This window comes from Herbaspirillum sp. DW155 (assembly GCF_037076565.1).
In the GTDB taxonomy this organism is placed as follows: domain Bacteria; phylum Pseudomonadota; class Gammaproteobacteria; order Burkholderiales; family Burkholderiaceae_D; genus Herbaspirillum.
The window spans coordinates 5,202,075-5,216,977 of the sequence record NZ_AP029028.1 but is presented as its reverse complement, the minus strand read 5'-3'; the positions used below and the strand labels follow the sequence as shown (position 1 = coordinate 5,216,977).

The 14,903-nt window shown below is 63.6% G+C and carries 15 protein-coding genes; 8 read left to right on the top strand and 7 right to left on the bottom strand.

Annotated elements, in window-relative coordinates; translation table 11 throughout:
• The first annotated feature begins 123 nt into the window (after positions 1–123).
• The 5 genes from AACH55_RS23785 to AACH55_RS23765 all read left to right on the top strand — a co-directional run bounded on the left by AACH55_RS23785 (position 124) and on the right by AACH55_RS23765 (position 3,504).
• On the top strand, positions 124–396 hold the full coding sequence (locus tag AACH55_RS23785) for a hypothetical protein (RefSeq protein ID WP_338717135.1): 273 nt from the start codon (positions 124–126) through the stop codon (positions 394–396).
• 278 nt (positions 397–674) lie between these two features.
• Positions 675–935: a DUF4148 domain-containing protein gene (locus tag AACH55_RS23780; RefSeq protein WP_338717134.1), complete on the top strand. Its 261-nt coding sequence runs from the start codon at positions 675–677 to the stop codon at positions 933–935.
• A gap of 116 nt (positions 936–1,051) precedes the next feature.
• Positions 1,052–1,276, top strand: coding sequence for a hypothetical protein (locus AACH55_RS23775; RefSeq protein WP_338717133.1), 225 nt, complete (start codon positions 1,052–1,054; stop codon positions 1,274–1,276).
• A 187-nt stretch (positions 1,277–1,463) separates the two neighbouring features.
• A complete protein-coding gene (locus AACH55_RS23770; protein ID WP_338717132.1) occupies positions 1,464–2,327 on the top strand; it encodes a cysteine hydrolase in 864 nt (287 codons plus the stop codon).
• Positions 2,328–2,565: 238 nt separating this feature from the next.
• The gene (locus AACH55_RS23765) at positions 2,566–3,504 is read left to right on the top strand and encodes a LysR family transcriptional regulator (RefSeq protein WP_338717130.1); all 939 of its coding nucleotides are present in this window, start codon (positions 2,566–2,568) and stop codon (positions 3,502–3,504) included.
• Positions 3,505–3,546: 42 nt separating this feature from the next.
• Here AACH55_RS23765 and AACH55_RS23760 read toward each other — a convergent pair whose 3' ends face one another.
• Complete coding sequence (locus tag AACH55_RS23760; RefSeq protein ID WP_338717129.1) at positions 3,547–4,446, bottom strand: DMT family transporter; 900 nt, start codon at positions 4,444–4,446, stop codon at positions 3,547–3,549.
• A 221-nt stretch (positions 4,447–4,667) separates the two neighbouring features.
• Between AACH55_RS23760 and AACH55_RS23755 the strand changes: the two genes are divergently transcribed.
• Entirely contained in the window at positions 4,668–5,291 is a 624-nt protein-coding gene (locus tag AACH55_RS23755; RefSeq protein ID WP_338717128.1) for a glutathione S-transferase, read from the top strand.
• Between the two features lie 550 nt (positions 5,292–5,841).
• Here the strand turns inward: AACH55_RS23755 and AACH55_RS23750 are convergent.
• Positions 5,842–6,930 (bottom strand): NADH:flavin oxidoreductase/NADH oxidase, encoded by a 1,089-nt coding sequence (locus tag AACH55_RS23750; RefSeq protein WP_338717127.1) that lies wholly within the window; start codon positions 6,928–6,930, stop codon positions 5,842–5,844.
• A gap of 123 nt (positions 6,931–7,053) precedes the next feature.
• On the opposite strand from AACH55_RS23750, the gene AACH55_RS23745 reads away from it, so the two are divergent.
• Positions 7,054–7,386, top strand: coding sequence for a helix-turn-helix domain-containing protein (locus tag AACH55_RS23745; RefSeq protein WP_338717126.1), 333 nt, complete (start codon positions 7,054–7,056; stop codon positions 7,384–7,386).
• 15 nt (positions 7,387–7,401) lie between these two features.
• Here AACH55_RS23745 and AACH55_RS23740 read toward each other — a convergent pair whose 3' ends face one another.
• The 4 genes from AACH55_RS23740 to AACH55_RS23725 all read right to left on the bottom strand — a co-directional run bounded on the left by AACH55_RS23740 (position 7,402) and on the right by AACH55_RS23725 (position 11,823).
• A complete protein-coding gene (locus AACH55_RS23740; RefSeq protein WP_338717125.1) occupies positions 7,402–7,833 on the bottom strand; it encodes a hypothetical protein in 432 nt (143 codons plus the stop codon).
• A 150-nt stretch (positions 7,834–7,983) separates the two neighbouring features.
• The gene (locus AACH55_RS23735; RefSeq protein WP_338717124.1) at positions 7,984–9,267 is read right to left on the bottom strand and encodes a cytochrome c; all 1,284 of its coding nucleotides are present in this window, start codon (positions 9,265–9,267) and stop codon (positions 7,984–7,986) included.
• A 12-nt stretch (positions 9,268–9,279) separates the two neighbouring features.
• A complete protein-coding gene (locus AACH55_RS23730) occupies positions 9,280–11,052 on the bottom strand; it encodes a GMC family oxidoreductase (RefSeq protein ID WP_338717123.1) in 1,773 nt (590 codons plus the stop codon).
• A gap of 57 nt (positions 11,053–11,109) precedes the next feature.
• Positions 11,110–11,823, bottom strand: a complete 714-nt coding sequence (locus AACH55_RS23725) for a gluconate 2-dehydrogenase subunit 3 family protein (protein WP_338717122.1) — start codon at positions 11,821–11,823, stop codon at positions 11,110–11,112.
• A 440-nt stretch (positions 11,824–12,263) separates the two neighbouring features.
• Between AACH55_RS23725 and AACH55_RS23720 the strand changes: the two genes are divergently transcribed.
• Positions 12,264–12,785: an N-acetyltransferase family protein gene (locus AACH55_RS23720; protein ID WP_338720405.1), complete on the top strand. Its 522-nt coding sequence runs from the start codon at positions 12,264–12,266 to the stop codon at positions 12,783–12,785.
• Positions 12,786–12,855: 70 nt separating this feature from the next.
• Here the strand turns inward: AACH55_RS23720 and AACH55_RS23715 are convergent, their stop codons facing one another.
• The gene (locus AACH55_RS23715; RefSeq protein ID WP_338717120.1) at positions 12,856–14,511 is read right to left on the bottom strand and encodes a DUF3300 domain-containing protein; all 1,656 of its coding nucleotides are present in this window, start codon (positions 14,509–14,511) and stop codon (positions 12,856–12,858) included.
• Positions 14,512–14,903: the final 392 nt, after the last annotated feature.

The following is a 14,903-nucleotide window of genomic DNA, read 5'->3' as shown; positions in this document are numbered from 1 at the left end:
GGCTCTGCCTGCTTTCCCACAGCAGGCAGAGCCGTTGTCCGCTTATCGCGGCAGTGCGCCAAGCGGATACTCCCCTGCAAGACGGCACCTCCGTATGCCGCGTCGAGATGGGAGAACCGCATCGTGCAAGCCAACCGCCAATCCAATTCCGAACATTCCGCCAACGAACGTGTGGGTGAACACCCTGACGATCCGGCGCGCCAGCGCCTGCGCAAGTCACTGGGAGGCGGACGCACTCCGCCGGTGGAACGGCCGCCCCGTCAGATGAGGCCAGCCGCGCAGGCGCCTTCCGCATCGACTGGCGCGCGGCACGGCAACATCCAGCCCGTAGTGAAACAAGCCCAGCATGAGGAATACACCCAGCCGCTGCGCGTGAGCCAGCGCCAGTGGACCTGACATCAGGAGAGCCCCCATGAATTCGCACCGCATCCCGCCCATCGGCCTGACAGGCTGAGGCGATTGTTCCAGAACCTGGAACACTCAATTCTTTACAGCATGGTTTTTCTCCTCTGCGCTCTTCCGTAGACTTCAGTCCATCGATGAACGACATCGCAACCCAAGAAGCGATGCGGTTCTAGAGAGTGGCTTGAGCCGACCGACATCCCGGCCACATGCATCACTGAACTGTAAGCAACCCTACTGAAGTCCCCTCAACGCATTCAAGGAGAAACATCATGTCCGCAAAGACTCTCATCGCCGCCGTCCTGGCCCTGTCCGCTTCATCCGTCGCTTTCGCCGAAGCCCCCTATCCGGTCGATCAGCCCTTCGTGTCGCACACCACCCGCGCCGCCGTGAAGGCCGACCTGGCCCGCGCGCAGGCTCAAGGCATCGCCAACCAGCCTGACTCGGTGTTCCCGGTCATCAGCAATGGCCCCGCCAGAAGCGCCGTACAAACCGCCGGTGGCGCCGCCGACTCCACTTACACAGGTGCCTGATGCAGGGGCATGCGATGCGTGCGCCGATCCTGTTGGTCACGCATCGCGGTTCGCTGCACCATCACCGGTGTGAGGCAGGAACCCCAAGCACGTAAAACAAGAAAGAGGAATTCATCATGCTGCATCAACTGTTCTCGCGTAGCCTGTCCGTCTATCCACGGATTTACCTGCAATTTACCGCTCTGGTCGGTTTGCTCATTGCCGCCGAGTTCAGCTTGAGCACCCTGTCCATGATGCTGACCCAGCGCGCCGTCTATCGCGTCTCGCAACGCGTGCGCCATCGCCGTGACGTGCTGCGCCGTGCGCGCGGCGCCGAACCTGGCGGTAATTGCTGTGCCTGAGCTTTGCTCGAGAATCTGAGCCATGAAAAAAGCGGCGCATCCAATCGGGTGCGCCGTTTTTTTCGCGGCTGTTGATGCGCCGCTGCCGTCCAACGGAGCAGCGGTTGGATCGGGTCTGTCCGTCGCGCTCGGATCAGGTGGTCTACACTGGCATCACCGCAATCCGATCCACCGGAATATGGACACCATGAAACGCTCCCTGCATCTCCTCGTGATCGATCCGCAAAACGATTTTTGCGACCTGCCAGCGTCCTGGCTCCCGGCTGATCCGGCCACGGGTGGCGTATTGCGACCGGCATTGCCGGTGGCCGGCAGCCATGCCGACCTGCAACGCGTTGCAGGCCTGATCGATCAGGGTGGAGCGGGACTGTCGGCCATCAGCATCACCCTCGATGCGCACCACCGGCTGGACATCGCTCATCCCACCTTCTGGCGCCAGCGTGATGGCGCGGCCGTTGCGCCGTTCACCCAGATCGAGGCGGCGCAAGTGCGCGCCGGTGACTACCTGCCGCGTGATCCGCAGTCGCTGCCGCGCGCCCTGGCCTATCTCGATGCGCTGGAAGCCGCCGGACGCTATCGCCTGATGGTCTGGCCGGTGCACTGCGAGATCGGCAGCTGGGGCGCAGCGGTCCATGCCGACGTGCGTGCGGCCTATAACCGCTGGGAAGAAAACACGCTGGGCGTGGTCACCAAGCTGGGCAAGGGCAGCAACCCCTGGACCGAACACTATTCGGCCGTGATGGCCGAAGTGCCGGACGAGGATGATCCGGCCACCCAGCTTAATCGCGACTTCATCGCCACCCTGGCCCGGGCCGATACGGTCTACATCACCGGCGAAGCCGGCAGTCACTGCGTGCGGGCCACCACCGAGCACATCGCCGCCCAGCTCGATGCCCCCGGCCGCGCCCGCCTGGTGCTGGTGACCGATTGCATGAGCCCGGTGGCCGGCTTCGAGACGCAGTACCAGGATTTCCTCGCAGCCATGTCCAAGGCCGGCGTGCGTCTGGCCACCTCGGCTGAGGTACTGCAGGAACTGCAAGCCAACGCCTGAACCTGTTCAGCGGACAATGATGCGCTGAGGAAACGCGCCGTTGCTGCTGAACTGAGGAGGGTTTCCCTGTCTCTTCTCCACGTCCCCTGCACAGGCCCCATGCCAAAATGGCATAGGGCGCTGTCCATGCCGTTCGGTATATTGGCTGGCGTTTCAGGGAAGGGTTGCCGCCAGGTACAACGTGGCCGGTACCTTGGGGCCGCCGGACCAGTGCGGCAAGCCAAACGGGGTAGGGAAGATGGAAATCAAATGGGTGGAGGACTTCCTCTCGGTCGTCGACACGCTGAACTTCAGCCGCTCGGCCAAGTTGCGCAACGTCACGCAACCGGCCTTCGGCCGCCGCATCCGCTCGCTGGAAACCTGGCTGGGCGCTGAACTGTTCGATCGTTCCTCCTATCCCTGCACGCTCACGCCGGCCGGTGAATCCTTCGTGCCGATCGCCAAGGAAATGCTCAACCAGTCCATGCAGGCCAGGCTGGTGCTACGCGGCCAGCTGGCCGGGGCGCAGTCCTCGGTGCGCTTTGCCATGCCGCATACGCTGCTGCTGACGGTGTTCCCCAAGCTGCTGTCGGAAATCGAAAAGACCATCGGCGCCATCGTCACCACGGTCATGGCCGGCAACGTGCACGATGCGGTCATGGCCCTGGTGGAGCGCAACTGCGATCTGCTGCTGTGCTATGACCACCGCCAGCAGGGCATCGCCCTCGATACCGAACGTTATGCCGTGCTCTCGCTGGGCAAGGAACCCCTGCGCCCTTACGTGAAGACCTTGCCCGGTGGCCGGCCCAAGTACGTGCTCCCGGGCACGCCCAATGATCCGCAACCCTTCCTCAGTTATTCGCCGTATTCCTCGCTCTCGCGCATCGTCGAGAAGGCCTTGCACTCCAGCCCGCGCCGCGTGCACCTGTTCCGTCGCTTCGAGACCGACCTGGCCGAAGGCTTGAAGAGCATGGCCGTGGAAGGTCATGGCATCGCCTGGCTGCCGGCCAGCGCGGTCTCGCGTGAGATTGCCGAAGGCAAGCTGACCCTGGCCATCGCGCCCAACGACAGCGAAGCACTGGAGCAGGGGCTGTGGTGCGACGAGATGGATATCCGCGTCTACCGCCGCCTGGATGGCGCCACGCCCGACATCGACCGCATCTGGAACTACCTCAAGGCCGAGCACGGCGCGCAGTAAGCGTCTCTTGTTTTGTCGTGGCCGCCCGTGTGCGGGGCTGGTTCAGGCGGTCACTTTCTTGTCCTTGACCGCCCCCGCCGGCTTGGCCCGCAGGGCCGTGGCGGTCGCCACCAGCACGATGGCGATGCCGGTCACGGTTCCCAGGGTCACCGGTTCATCCAGCAACAGCCAGGCCCACAGCGATGCCGTCATCGGCACCAGGAAGGTCACCGTGATGGCCTTGGTGGCCCCTTCGGCGGCAATCAGTTGGAAGAACAGTGCGTACGCGATACCAGTACAGACCACGCCCAGCACCAGTACAGAGAGCAGCGCCGGCAGCGTGCCGGCCTGCAGCGCATGTGGCATCGAGGGCGCGGCCAGCGGGAGCAGGCACAGGGCGGCGGCGAACTGGCTGCCGGTGGCCATGGCAATGGGCGGGATGCCACCGGCCCGCATGCGCGTGAAGGTGGCGGCGAAACCATAGCTGACCGCAGCACCCATGGCCGCCAGCACGCCCGCAATCACCAGCGCATCGGCCGGTGCCGGGCCGATGCCCACCAGCACCGCCACCCCGACGAGGCCCAGCACGAAGGCGCCGGTGCGCACCAGGCTCAGCCGTTCACCCAGCAGCAGGAAGCCGAACATGGCCGTGAAGACCGGCGCCAGTGAATTCATGGTCGCCATGTAGGCCGAGGGAATGTGCAGCGCCGACCAGGCAAACAGAGCGAAGGGCAGGGCGGTATTGAAGACGCCGATCACCAGATAGGGCAGCCAGTTGCGGCGCCACTGCAGCGGCACCCCGCGCATGCGCGCAAAAGTCAGCAGCGACAGCGTGGCCAGCGAGGCCCGGCCGAAGGTCGTCAGCATGGGACCGAAGACCGGTGCGGCAATGCGCATGAGCATGAAGCTGGTGCCCCAGATGGCGGCCAGCAGCAACAGCTTGGCGATGTTGGAGGAGGACATGGGCGTGGACTGCACCGCAATGCGGTGTCGGGATGGCCAATCGGATGACGATTGTACGGCCACTTGTTCAACCCGTCCCGGTACAGTTGACGACTTTGTACCGTGCCACTTCAGCGGTGCGCAACAGACACATCGCGTTCTGCAGGCTAACTGTACATGTCACTGTACCGGTACACCTGCTAGGCTTGAGGATCTTGACACTCCCCCTGCAGAGGACGCGCATGCTGACGATTTACGGCCGTGACAATTCCATCAACGTACGCAAGGTTCTGTGGGCCTGTAGCGAGCTGGACATCAGCTTCGAGCGGCAGGACTGGGGCATCGGTTTCAGGGCGACCAGCGAGCCGTCCTTCCTTGCCATGAATCCCAATGCGATGGTGCCGGTCATCGATGATGATGGCTTCATCCTGTGGGAGTCCAACGCCATCCTGCGCTATCTGGCCGGGCAATATGGCGGCACCGCGCTCTACCCGCAGACCCGCCGCCTGCGTGCGCGCATCGATCAGTGGATCGACTGGCAGGCCAGCGACCTCAACCGCAGCTGGAGCTATGCCTTCATGGCGCTGGTGCGCAAGTCGCCCGAGCATGGCGATGCGCAGCAACTGGCGGCGTCCATTGCCGGATGGACGCGCTTCATGCAGGTATTGGAGCAGCAGTTGCAGCACAGTGGCGGCTTCGTGGCCGGGCCGGATTTCACGCTGGCCGATATTCCGGTGGGCTTGTCGGTGAACCGCTGGTTCGGTACGCCCTTCGATCATGCACCCCTGCCGGCCGTGGCCGCCTATTACGAGCGCCTGAGCGAGCGGCCGGGCTTTCGCGCGCATGGCCGCAACGGCATGGCCTGATGCGGGTGGGCGCGGTACACTGCCGCCTTGCGCATGCCGCGCCCATCCCGTTTGCAGGCTCACCATGGTCACCCGAAAGAAAAAACTGCTGTTCCTTGCCGCCTTCCTCGGCTGTCTGCTGTTGGCCAGCGTTCCCTTGTGGACTTTGCTTTTCTACTGACGCGCACAAAAAAATCCCCCTGGTCCAACGAACAGGGGGACAACATCATTTCATCGCGATTCAGGCAGACACACACCAGGCGGCACCTGCTCGGTGCCGTCCCGCTCGCTCAGCAAGGCGGCCGCCAGCGGGCTCGGGCCAACAGGATGATGCCCGCCGGGCACAGCGCGACGGGCATCACGGTAGAGAGAACGGCAGTCAGCAGGAAGGGGGTGAACATGATGATCTCCTCAAGACGACTTCATCTTAGGACAGACCACCGCCGCTGGCTTTAGTGATTTTCCCTAGAAAACACATACGCCGCTCAGGGAATTCCTGAGCGGCTTGCTGGCCGCCAAGGCTGCGATCCTGTCATGCCCGGTGGCACGCAGCGAAGGCAGCCTGGCCTCATCAATACCGTTCCAGCCAGTGCGCGTACGGTGCCGGCAGCGTCCACGAGGCGCGTTCCACGCCCAGTTCCTTGGCCGCCTGATAGGGCCAGTGCGGATTGGCCAGGTGGGCGCGGCCCACCATCACCAGGTCGAGCTGGCCTTCCCTGATAGCGCGCTCGGCCAGTTCCGGCGTGCCGAAGCCCCATGCCGATGAGACCGGCACGCCGGCTTCCTCGCGCACCCGCCTGGCGATCGGACCGAGGAAGGCCGGACCCCAGGGGATCTGTACTTCCGCAATGGTGAAGCCGATGGTCACGCTCACCATGTCCATGCCGCTGTCCTTGAACTGGCGCACCACGCCGATGGATTCCATCAGCGTCTCTTCATCGCGGCCATCGTATTCCAGCACGCCGAAGCGCACCGTCAGGGCCAGATGTTCCGGCCATACTGCGCGTACCGCCCGCAGGGTTTCCAGCAGGAAGCGGGCGCGGTTTTCGACGCTGCCGCCGTAGATGTCATCACGCTGGTTCGTATGCGCCGAGAAGAAACTCTGGCCCAGATAGCCATGTGCGAAGTGCAGTTCCAGCCATTCGAAGCCAGCCTCGCGGGCGCGGATCGCGGCATCCACAAAGTTCTGGCGTACGCGGGCGATGTCGTCCAGGCTCATGGCCCTGGGCAGCTTGGGCAGTCCCTTGCCATATGCGATGGCCGAGGGGGCGATGGTGTCCCAGCCGCGCGCATCGTCGGCGGCGATGTGGTCGTCGCCTTCCCAGGGGCGGTTGGCGCTGGCCTTGCGGCCGGCATGGCCGATCTGGATGCCGGGCACGGCACCGGCGGCCTTGATGGCTTGCACCACCGGCACGAAGGCTTGCGCCAGATCGTCCGACCAGATGCCGGTGCAGCCGGGCGTGATGCGGCCTTCCGGGGCGACGGCAGTGGCTTCGACAATCACCAGACCGGCACCGCCGCGGGCGATGCTGGCGTAGTGCGACAGGTGCCATTCATTGACCTTGCCGTCCACCGCCATGTACTGGCACATGGGCGGGACGGCGATACGGTTGCGCAGGCTCAGGTCCTTGAGCTTGAAAGGGGTGAACAGGGAAGACATGGGAGTTCTCTTCAACAATCAAAAAGGAATCGGCAGGCGACATGCACGCACATCACCTGTTTCGTTGGTTCGAACATATTCGAACTATGGAAGGAGTATAACCCACGGTGTATCATCCTGCAGATGCGTCCCTACAAACATCCCGAGATTGCCGAGTTCGTGCTGGAGCGCGTGCTCTACGCGCTGAGCGATTCGATCCGCCTGGAGATCGTGCGCCACCTCGCGCGCGTGGAATGTGCCACCTGTGGCGAGCTCGATGGCGGGCGTCCCAAGTCCACCGTCTCGCATCATTTCAAGGTCTTGCGCGAAGCCGGACTGGTACGTACCGAGAGCAACGGCACCACGCACATCAATACCCTGCGCAGCGCCGATATCGAACAGCGCTTCCCCGGCCTGCTGTCGGCCATCCTGGCTCAGCAGGACAAGTTGCCGGGCCGCCGCAAAAAGACGGCCTGACGCGGTTTCCGGAACTCAGAGCCTGCCGGCTGCGATGTCGGCATCCACCGCGACGAAGGCCGCCGCCATCGCGTACTGTTCCGCCTCCACCGGGGTATTGCCGCGAAAGTCCTCACACGCCACGCGCCGGAAGGCGACCGGATTGTCATTGCGATGCAGCTGGTAACTGCCGACCCAGGTACCGTCGATCTGCTCCCTGCTGCTGACCCGGATGAAATAGCCGTGACGCTCGGCCACGTCATTGTCGAGCAGGGTATCGATGACCGCGCGCGCATAACCCACCCCTGCCACTTGTGCCGACGCCACCGAGCCGAAGGGATTGCCGCGCAGGCCGGTGGCCGGTTCACCATCGATGCTGACGGCGCAGAGGACATCGCCATCGCGTTGCTGCGTGCAGGTGACACTGATGTGCTTGCCGCGATAGGTGGCGCCGTAGGTGGGGTACATGCTTGCTTTCGAGGAAGATTTTGTGAGCGCTATAGTGGCGTGATCGGTCTTGCAGGTCAATTGCCGCGCGCGGCGCGAGCACCCTGGCGATGTAAAAAAGGCCCGCATGTCTGCATGCGGGCCTTTCATTGCAACCATCCGTGCAAGCGATCAGGAACCTTCTCTGGCAAGGCCTGCGCGCATCCGGCTCACCTGGCTTTCCGACACGGCACCCGCCTGGTTGCTCCAGCCCTGGCGCACGAAGGTGGCCAGCTCGGCCGCTTCCTTGTCCGAGAGACGATGAGCGAAGCCCGGCATGACCAGGATCGACGGCGCCTTCTCGGTGGAGGGCGTGCGCGCTCCGGCCAGGATCACGTGCAGCAAGGCGCTGGGATTGTCGGCATTGACCACGGTAGCGCCATCGAGCACCGGGAAGATGCCCGGCGCACCACGGCCATTGACGAAATGGCAGGCGGCGCAATTGTCGAGATAGAGCCGCTCGCCCAGCGTCAGATCCTTGGCCGCCGTGAGTTTCCTGGCCGTGGCCTCGGCACCTTGCGGTGTCACCCGGCCGCTGCTGCTGGAGGCTACCGGCGAGAGCGTCTTCAGGTAGGCCGCGATGGCCTGAAGGTCTTCGGACTTCAGGTGCGCAGTGCTGTGCTCCACCACCAGGCTCATTTCACCGGCCACCGAGGCGGTCTTGTTGCGACCGGTCTGCAGGTAGTCGACGATATCCTGTGCGCTCCAGTGCGGCATGCCGCGCAGCGAAGGCACGGCCCAGCCGTTGAGGTCACCGCCCGAGAGGAACTGCGCCTGGCTGCTGTCGCTGGCCTTCTCGTTCATGGCGAACCCGCGCGGCGTGTGGCAGCTGCCGCAATGGCCCAGACCCTCGACCAGATAGGCACCGCGTCTGATTTCGGCGTTCCAGCCATCTTGCTCCTTGAAGGGTTTGTCATTGGCGAAGAAGATATTCCACAGCTTCATGCCCCAGCGGATATTGAAGGGGAAGCTCATGCTGCTGGCCGGCGCCGCCGTGGCCACCGGTTTGACCCCTTGCATGAAGTAGGTGTAGAGGGCATGAATGTCCTCGTCACTCACCTTGGCATAGCTGGGGTAGGGCATGGCCGGATAGAGCTGCGTGCCATCGGCGCGCACGCCGTGGCGCACGGCCTTGGCAAATTGCGCCTCGGTGTAGTTGCCGATGCCGTGTTCCTTGTCCGGCGTGATGTTGGTGGAATAGATGATGCCGTGGCCGCTGTCGATGGCCAGCCCGCCCGAATAGGCCGGCTTGCCCGCTGCGCTGTGGCAGGCCATGCAGTCGCCGGCACGGGCCAGATACTGGCCGCGTGCCACCACGTCCTGATCGGCCGCGTGCGCCGGATTGAGTGCACCCATTGCAACCAGTGCGGCCAGCGACAGGGCCAGGGCGGCAAACGATGAAGTCAGTTTTTTCATGTTCTCTCCCCCTTATACCTGGACCAGCGGGCCGGGGTTCTTCAGATACTGCGTCTTGATGGCCTGCGCTGCCATGAGCGTGATGGCGCCGATGGTGTCGGTCGGATTGGCCTGGAAGTTCTGCGGGAAGGCATTGCCGCCGGGGACGAAGACGTTGTGCACATCCCAGGATTGCAGGTACTTGTTCAGGGCCGAGTCGCGCGGCGAATCCCCCATGATGGCGCCGCCCACGTTGTGGGTGGAGACGTACTTGGTGATGTCCCAGTGCGAATCCAGGGCCAGGAAACTTTCCGACATGTGATCGGGATTGAGTTCCCTGGAAATCTTGAGCACGATGTCGCGCAGGTAGCGCTGCAGCTTCAGTTCGTTCTGGCGCCAGTCGAAGGTCATGCGCAAGAGCGGCTGGCCCCAGGGGTCCTTGTAGTTCGGATCGAGGTCGAGGAAGTGGCCGCGATAGGACATGCAGGTGGTGGTGATGCTGATCTTCATGGAATGGTCGTACCAGTCGATCATGCCCTCCTTCCAGCCGCGTCCCCAGCTCGGCGTGCCCGGTGGCAGTGCCGTGCCGATCGGTGCGCCCGACGCCTGCGAGCTGTGTATCTTGGCGCCGCCGATGAAGCCCTGCCTGATGCCGTCGTCGAAGTTGCCCGGGGAGATGTCGTTGAACATCTCGCCGCTGGCCCCCGCTGTGGCGAAGGAGTTGAAGTTCTTGTCCTTGAAGAACAGCGTCGCGCCGCCGTTGGAAAGGAAGGCGTAGTTGCGGCCGATGACGCCGGTCTCGGTGATCGGGTCATAGGGCTTGCCGATCCCCGAGAGCAGCATCAGGCGCACGTTGGCGAACTGGAAGCCGGAGAGGATCACGATCTTGGCCGGCTGGAACACTTCCTTCATGTTCTCATCGATGTAGGTCACCCCGCGCGCGGTCTTCCTGTCGGCGTGCAGGTCTACGCGGATGACGTTGGCGTTGACCTTGTAATCGAAGTTGGGCATGCGCTTGACCACATCGAGGATGGTCGTCTGCGGCGATGCCTTGGAGTAGTTCAGGCAGGGATACTTGCTGCAGAAGCCGCAATAGTTGCAGGGTGCGATCTGCGCGCCATACGGATTGGTCCAGGCCTGCGAGACATTGGCCGAGGGATTGGGGAAGGGATGGTAACCCAGCTTGCGCGCCACGTCGGCGAACAGGCTGCTGTTGTAGGTGTCGTGCAGGGGCGGCAGCGGATAGGGGTTCGAGCGCGGCCCTTCGAAGGGATCGCCGCCCGGCAGAATCTGGCCGCGCAGGTTGCCGGTCTTGCCCGACTGGCCGCATACCTTTTCGAAGAAATCATAGTGCGGCTCGATCTCGTTCCAGGTGAACGGGAAATCCTTGATGCGCATCTCGGGATCGAGCTTGCTGTGCTTGTAGGCCTGGTCGGCGTAGGTCTTGAGCTTGAGGTCGGTGGGCGTGGGACGGATCAACACCGCAGTCCAGTGCAGGCCCGAGCCGCCCACGCCGGTACCGGGCGCGAAGGCGCCCCACTTGCGGGTCGGCAGCGCCTGTTGCGCCGTGTTGTAGCGCACCGTCAGGGCGGCGTCGCGCGGCGTGGCGAAGACCTTGTTGCGGGTGGCGTAACCGTACTGGTCGGCCGGCTTGGGATAGGCGAAGTCTTCGGGCGGACGGTCCGGGCCGCGCTCCAGGGCGCGCACCTTCAGGCCGGCCTGGGCCAGTTCGATGGCCATGATGGAGCCGGCCCAGCCGAGGCCGACGATGACGACATCCACGTCGTCGTTGGTGATGTTAGGCATGGAATTGAATGGAATCGGTAAGAGGTTGCAGGCGTGAGCGGGGACAGCGTGGGCGCCTCAGGCGCGCTTGCCCGACAGGCTCACGGGCCCCAGCGGATACTTGACGTTGTGCTGGTCCACCCATTCGGTGTAGGCCGCACGCGCGCCGGGGAAGCCGATGGCGACCCAGGCCTTCATGTCCTTGTTGCCCCCGTACATGGGGTCGGCCAGGTAGCCGTTCTTGGTATCGCCCAGCAACTGGCCGAAGAATTGCGAAGGCTTCATGGCCTTCTCGCCCAGTGCGGCGAAGTCGACGCCATTTTTCTGCAGGGCCGTCAGCAGGGCATCCTTGTCGGTGGCCTCGAGCTGCTCGAAGCGCTTGCCGTGTTGCTGCTGGCTGAGCTGCTGGGTGAGGTCGATGCCGATGCGATAGACGTCCTGCGGCGCGTAGGGAATCTGGAAGCCCAGCGTGGAGGGCGCATCCGTCTGGTGCGGCCCCTGCTGGTAGATGTCGCTGCCCAGGCCGGCATGCAATTGCTGGTCGATGAAGACCGGCACGTTGGTTTCCAGCGCACCCGGTCCACGCCCTTCGGCGGGAATGAGGCGGTCGCAGGCGGCCAGGATGAAGAGCCATTGGGCGTCGTTGAAGAACACCGGCTTGTAGTGCTGCAGCTCGATGCCTTCCAGGCCATCGGCCCGGGCCTGCTTGAGCAGGGGAAGCGAGACTAGCGGAACTGCCGCTGCGGTGGCCGTGAGGACGGCGCGCCGCGAAGGACTGAACTTGGTGGTCATGATGGGAGCAAAGTGGGGTGGGTGGATAACAGCTTGCGCAATACGCCGGAGCGCATGCGCCCTGTGGCGCAATCTACCTGCCGGGACCGGTTCATGACGGACGTGCCGCTGCCCGCCCGGCTGGTGTGGCCAGCGTGCGCAGGAACGGGAGTCGTCGGGATGGAATCGGTCATGCGTCGCAATCTCAGAGTGGGTTAACACGTCTCCGATCTTGCGTCCAGCCTCGGGGGCCGGCATTTCTGGTGATTCTCCTGTCCTTGTCACGCAGATAATCTGGCAAGGAGGAGTGCTCTATGGATGAGCGGGCGCATTTTAACACCTCTAGTTGTCAGATGTCTTAAGAGGAATCACGCAACAAAATCCATCGTCACCGTCTTCGGCTACACTGCTGCCCCAGACGATTGTTCCTCTTGAACCTGATATCCGAGACCCGAGACACCATGCAGATCCGCGACGCCACCCCTGCCGACATCGCCGGCATCACCGAGATTTTCAACGATGCCGTGGTCAACACCACCGCCATCTGGAGCGACACCCTGGTCGACGACAAGAACCGTCAGGACTGGCTGGCCGCGCGGCGCCAGCTGGGCTATCCGGTTCTGGTGGCGGTCGATGGCGCGAAGGTGCTGGGCTATGCCAGCTTCGGCGACTGGCGTCCTTTCGATGGCTTCCGCCACTCGGTGGAACACTCGGTCTACGTCCACAAGGACCATCGCGGCGCAGGCCTGGGCGTGGCGCTGATGCAAGCGCTGATCCCGCGCGCCCGCGCCTGTGGCAAGCATGTGATGGTCGCCGCCATCGATGCCAGCAACGTCGGTTCGATCGCCTTGCACAAGAAGCTGGGCTTCGAGCAGGTCGGCCACATGCCGCAGGTGGGCACCAAGTTCGGCAAGTGGCTGGACCTGGCGTTCCTGCAACTGACCCTGGACCAGCGCACCGATCCGGACCGTATCGGCGGCTGAGGACTGTTCTTTCCACGACAAAAGGGCCGCTGTGACGCGGCCCTTTGTCTTGCGAGGATACGGTGTCGCTTCAGCCGTTGTGCTTCTCGGCCTCGCGCTTGTCTTCTTCGCGCCGGTCCTGCTCATGCCTGGCAGGCTCGTGCTTCTGCTCGGCGTGCTCATGCGCTGCCGCTTCGTGTTTTTCCGGTGCCGGCTTCGGTTCGTGCACGGCCTTGTTCTCTTCCCGGTTGGCATGTGCCGGTGCCTGGGGGCGCGCGTTCTCCTGCTTCATGGCCAGCGTCTTTCTTTCCTCGGCCTGTTGACGGGCCTGCTGCGCGGCATTCTGTTGGGCTTGTTCATGTTGATGGGCGGCCTGCCGTTCCTGCTGTGCACGCTGCTGCTCCTGCTGTTGCTGCTGCACGCGCTGGGCCTGCTGTTCCTTCTGTATCGTTTCCTGACGTTGCCGTGCGTTCTCTTCCTGCGCCGCCTGTGGCGGGTGCACGTTGGCCAGTTCCATCTTCTGCTGCGGCGGCTGCCCATGCTGGACCGGCATGGCGCCCGGCCGCGCGTCGCTGGCGGTGAAGTGCGGCATGCTCATGGCGGCCGGGGCCACCTGCTCGCGGCGATTGTCGATGCGGGTCTGGCTGTTGATGTTGTGCTCGTCGACATTGCGCACGTTGCTGACGTTATTCACGTGACTGACGTTGTTGACGTTGCTCACATTGCTGACGTTGTTCACGTTGTTGTTCACCACCCGCGTATTGTTGACCGTCACGTTGTTGTTGGTCACACGGTTGATCACCGTCGTCGAATGCGAGACATAGGTGGTGTTCCTGTACACCACGGCCGGCCGTTGCCAGTCGCCGGCAGGGCGGTCGCCGCCGTCGTAGCCACCCCAGCGCATGCCCCAGTCATGCCAGCCCCAGTCGGAATGATGACTGATGGCCTCGCCCACGAAGACGCCTACGCCGAAGGACAGTGCACCCACCACGACCTCATTGGTCACCGGGCTGGGCGGACGGTAGGCATAGCCCGGATACACCGGCACCGGCGGACCGTAGACTACGGCCGGGTTGTAGGCCGGCACGTAGACCGTATCGGGCTGGCTCGATTCGATCACGATGGTCTGTGGCGGCGGCGGGATCACCGGCGCGCCGGCATAGACGGTACGTGGTTCAGGCGCTTGCTCCACGCGCACGCTTTGGCTGCTGCGCGCGGTGCTCACCACCTTCAGCCTGGCCGAACTCTTGAGATTGCCGGCCTGTTGCGCACGCAGGCGCAGCTCCTGGATGGCATTCATCACGTCATTCGGATCATTGACGAAAGCATCGCCCAGCGCGCGTGTCCAGTCCGGGTTGGCGGCCATCTGCGAGAGCACTGCGGGGAACATGGTCAGCGACTTCACGCTCACGTCCCAGGCTTGCTTGTCTTCTGCGGCCTGCAGGATATCGCCCTTGAGCGCGCCGTTCTGGCTCAGCCACTGGTTGGCCGCGACGATCTGGTCTGGATAGGTGGCGCCGGCCAGCACCTGTGCCACCAGCTTGTCGGGGAACAGTGCAATCGGGGCCACCATCTGCGAGAGCTGCGCGGCCGTGGGCGGCGTATAGGGGGGCGTGGTCGGGGCAGCGGGTGCGGCCGCTGCCGTGGGCGGCGGCGCATCCTGCTTCTGGCAGGCCGAGAGCGCCAGCACTGCACCGAGCAGCGAGGCCGAGACGATGATGGCGGAAGATCTGTTTCTTGTTGTCATGATGGAGTCCTCGATCCGTGTCGGAGCATGAAAAGGCGTTGCGATAGCCGGCTAACGACGCGCGACGATGCTCAGTTGACCTCGGAATTGTGATGGGTTGTAACAGCACGGTTCTTGCCGTGCGGTCACGCTTTGTTAGGTTTCGAACACGGCCTTGATGAAAGGTTCGGTGGAACGTAAACATCGGGGAGAGGATCGCGCACGCCGGGAATCTGACAAAGCACTGACTGGAAAGCCGCACTGGAACAGGGCAGGAAGTTGATGGTGCTTGTCAGCGATTTGCAAGCTGGCGTCTCATCAGCGGGAGAGATGGCTTTCGGAAAGGTATCCGTGGAGTATTGGAAAACTTAGTTTTTTATCTGCATGAAAGTATCGCCTCTCATCGCGCAGGG

Bases quoted from the DNA above. Each gene is read 5' to 3' on its own strand.
- AACH55_RS23780 (WP_338717134.1), top strand. From the start codon at position 675: ATGTCCGCAAAGACTCTCATCGCCGCCGTCCTGGCCCTGTCCGCTTCA.
- AACH55_RS23775 (WP_338717133.1), top strand. From the start codon at position 1,052: ATGCTGCATCAACTGTTCTCGCGTAGCCTGTCCGTCTATCCACGGATT.
- AACH55_RS23770 (WP_338717132.1), top strand. From the start codon at position 1,464: ATGAAACGCTCCCTGCATCTCCTCGTGATCGATCCGCAAAACGATTTT.
- AACH55_RS23765 (WP_338717130.1), top strand. From the start codon at position 2,566: ATGGAAATCAAATGGGTGGAGGACTTCCTCTCGGTCGTCGACACGCTG.
- AACH55_RS23760 (WP_338717129.1), bottom strand. From the start codon at position 4,446: ATGTCCTCCTCCAACATCGCCAAGCTGTTGCTGCTGGCCGCCATCTGG.
- AACH55_RS23755 (WP_338717128.1), top strand. From the start codon at position 4,668: ATGCTGACGATTTACGGCCGTGACAATTCCATCAACGTACGCAAGGTT.
- AACH55_RS23750 (WP_338717127.1), bottom strand. From the start codon at position 6,930: ATGTCTTCCCTGTTCACCCCTTTCAAGCTCAAGGACCTGAGCCTGCGC.
- AACH55_RS23745 (WP_338717126.1), top strand. From the start codon at position 7,054: ATGCGTCCCTACAAACATCCCGAGATTGCCGAGTTCGTGCTGGAGCGC.
- AACH55_RS23740 (WP_338717125.1), bottom strand. From the start codon at position 7,833: ATGTACCCCACCTACGGCGCCACCTATCGCGGCAAGCACATCAGTGTC.
- AACH55_RS23735 (WP_338717124.1), bottom strand. From the start codon at position 9,267: ATGAAAAAACTGACTTCATCGTTTGCCGCCCTGGCCCTGTCGCTGGCC.
- AACH55_RS23730 (WP_338717123.1), bottom strand. From the start codon at position 11,052: ATGCCTAACATCACCAACGACGACGTGGATGTCGTCATCGTCGGCCTC.
- AACH55_RS23725 (WP_338717122.1), bottom strand. From the start codon at position 11,823: ATGACCACCAAGTTCAGTCCTTCGCGGCGCGCCGTCCTCACGGCCACC.
- AACH55_RS23720 (WP_338720405.1), top strand. From the start codon at position 12,264: ATGCAGATCCGCGACGCCACCCCTGCCGACATCGCCGGCATCACCGAG.
- AACH55_RS23715 (WP_338717120.1), bottom strand. From the start codon at position 14,511: ATGACAACAAGAAACAGATCTTCCGCCATCATCGTCTCGGCCTCGCTG.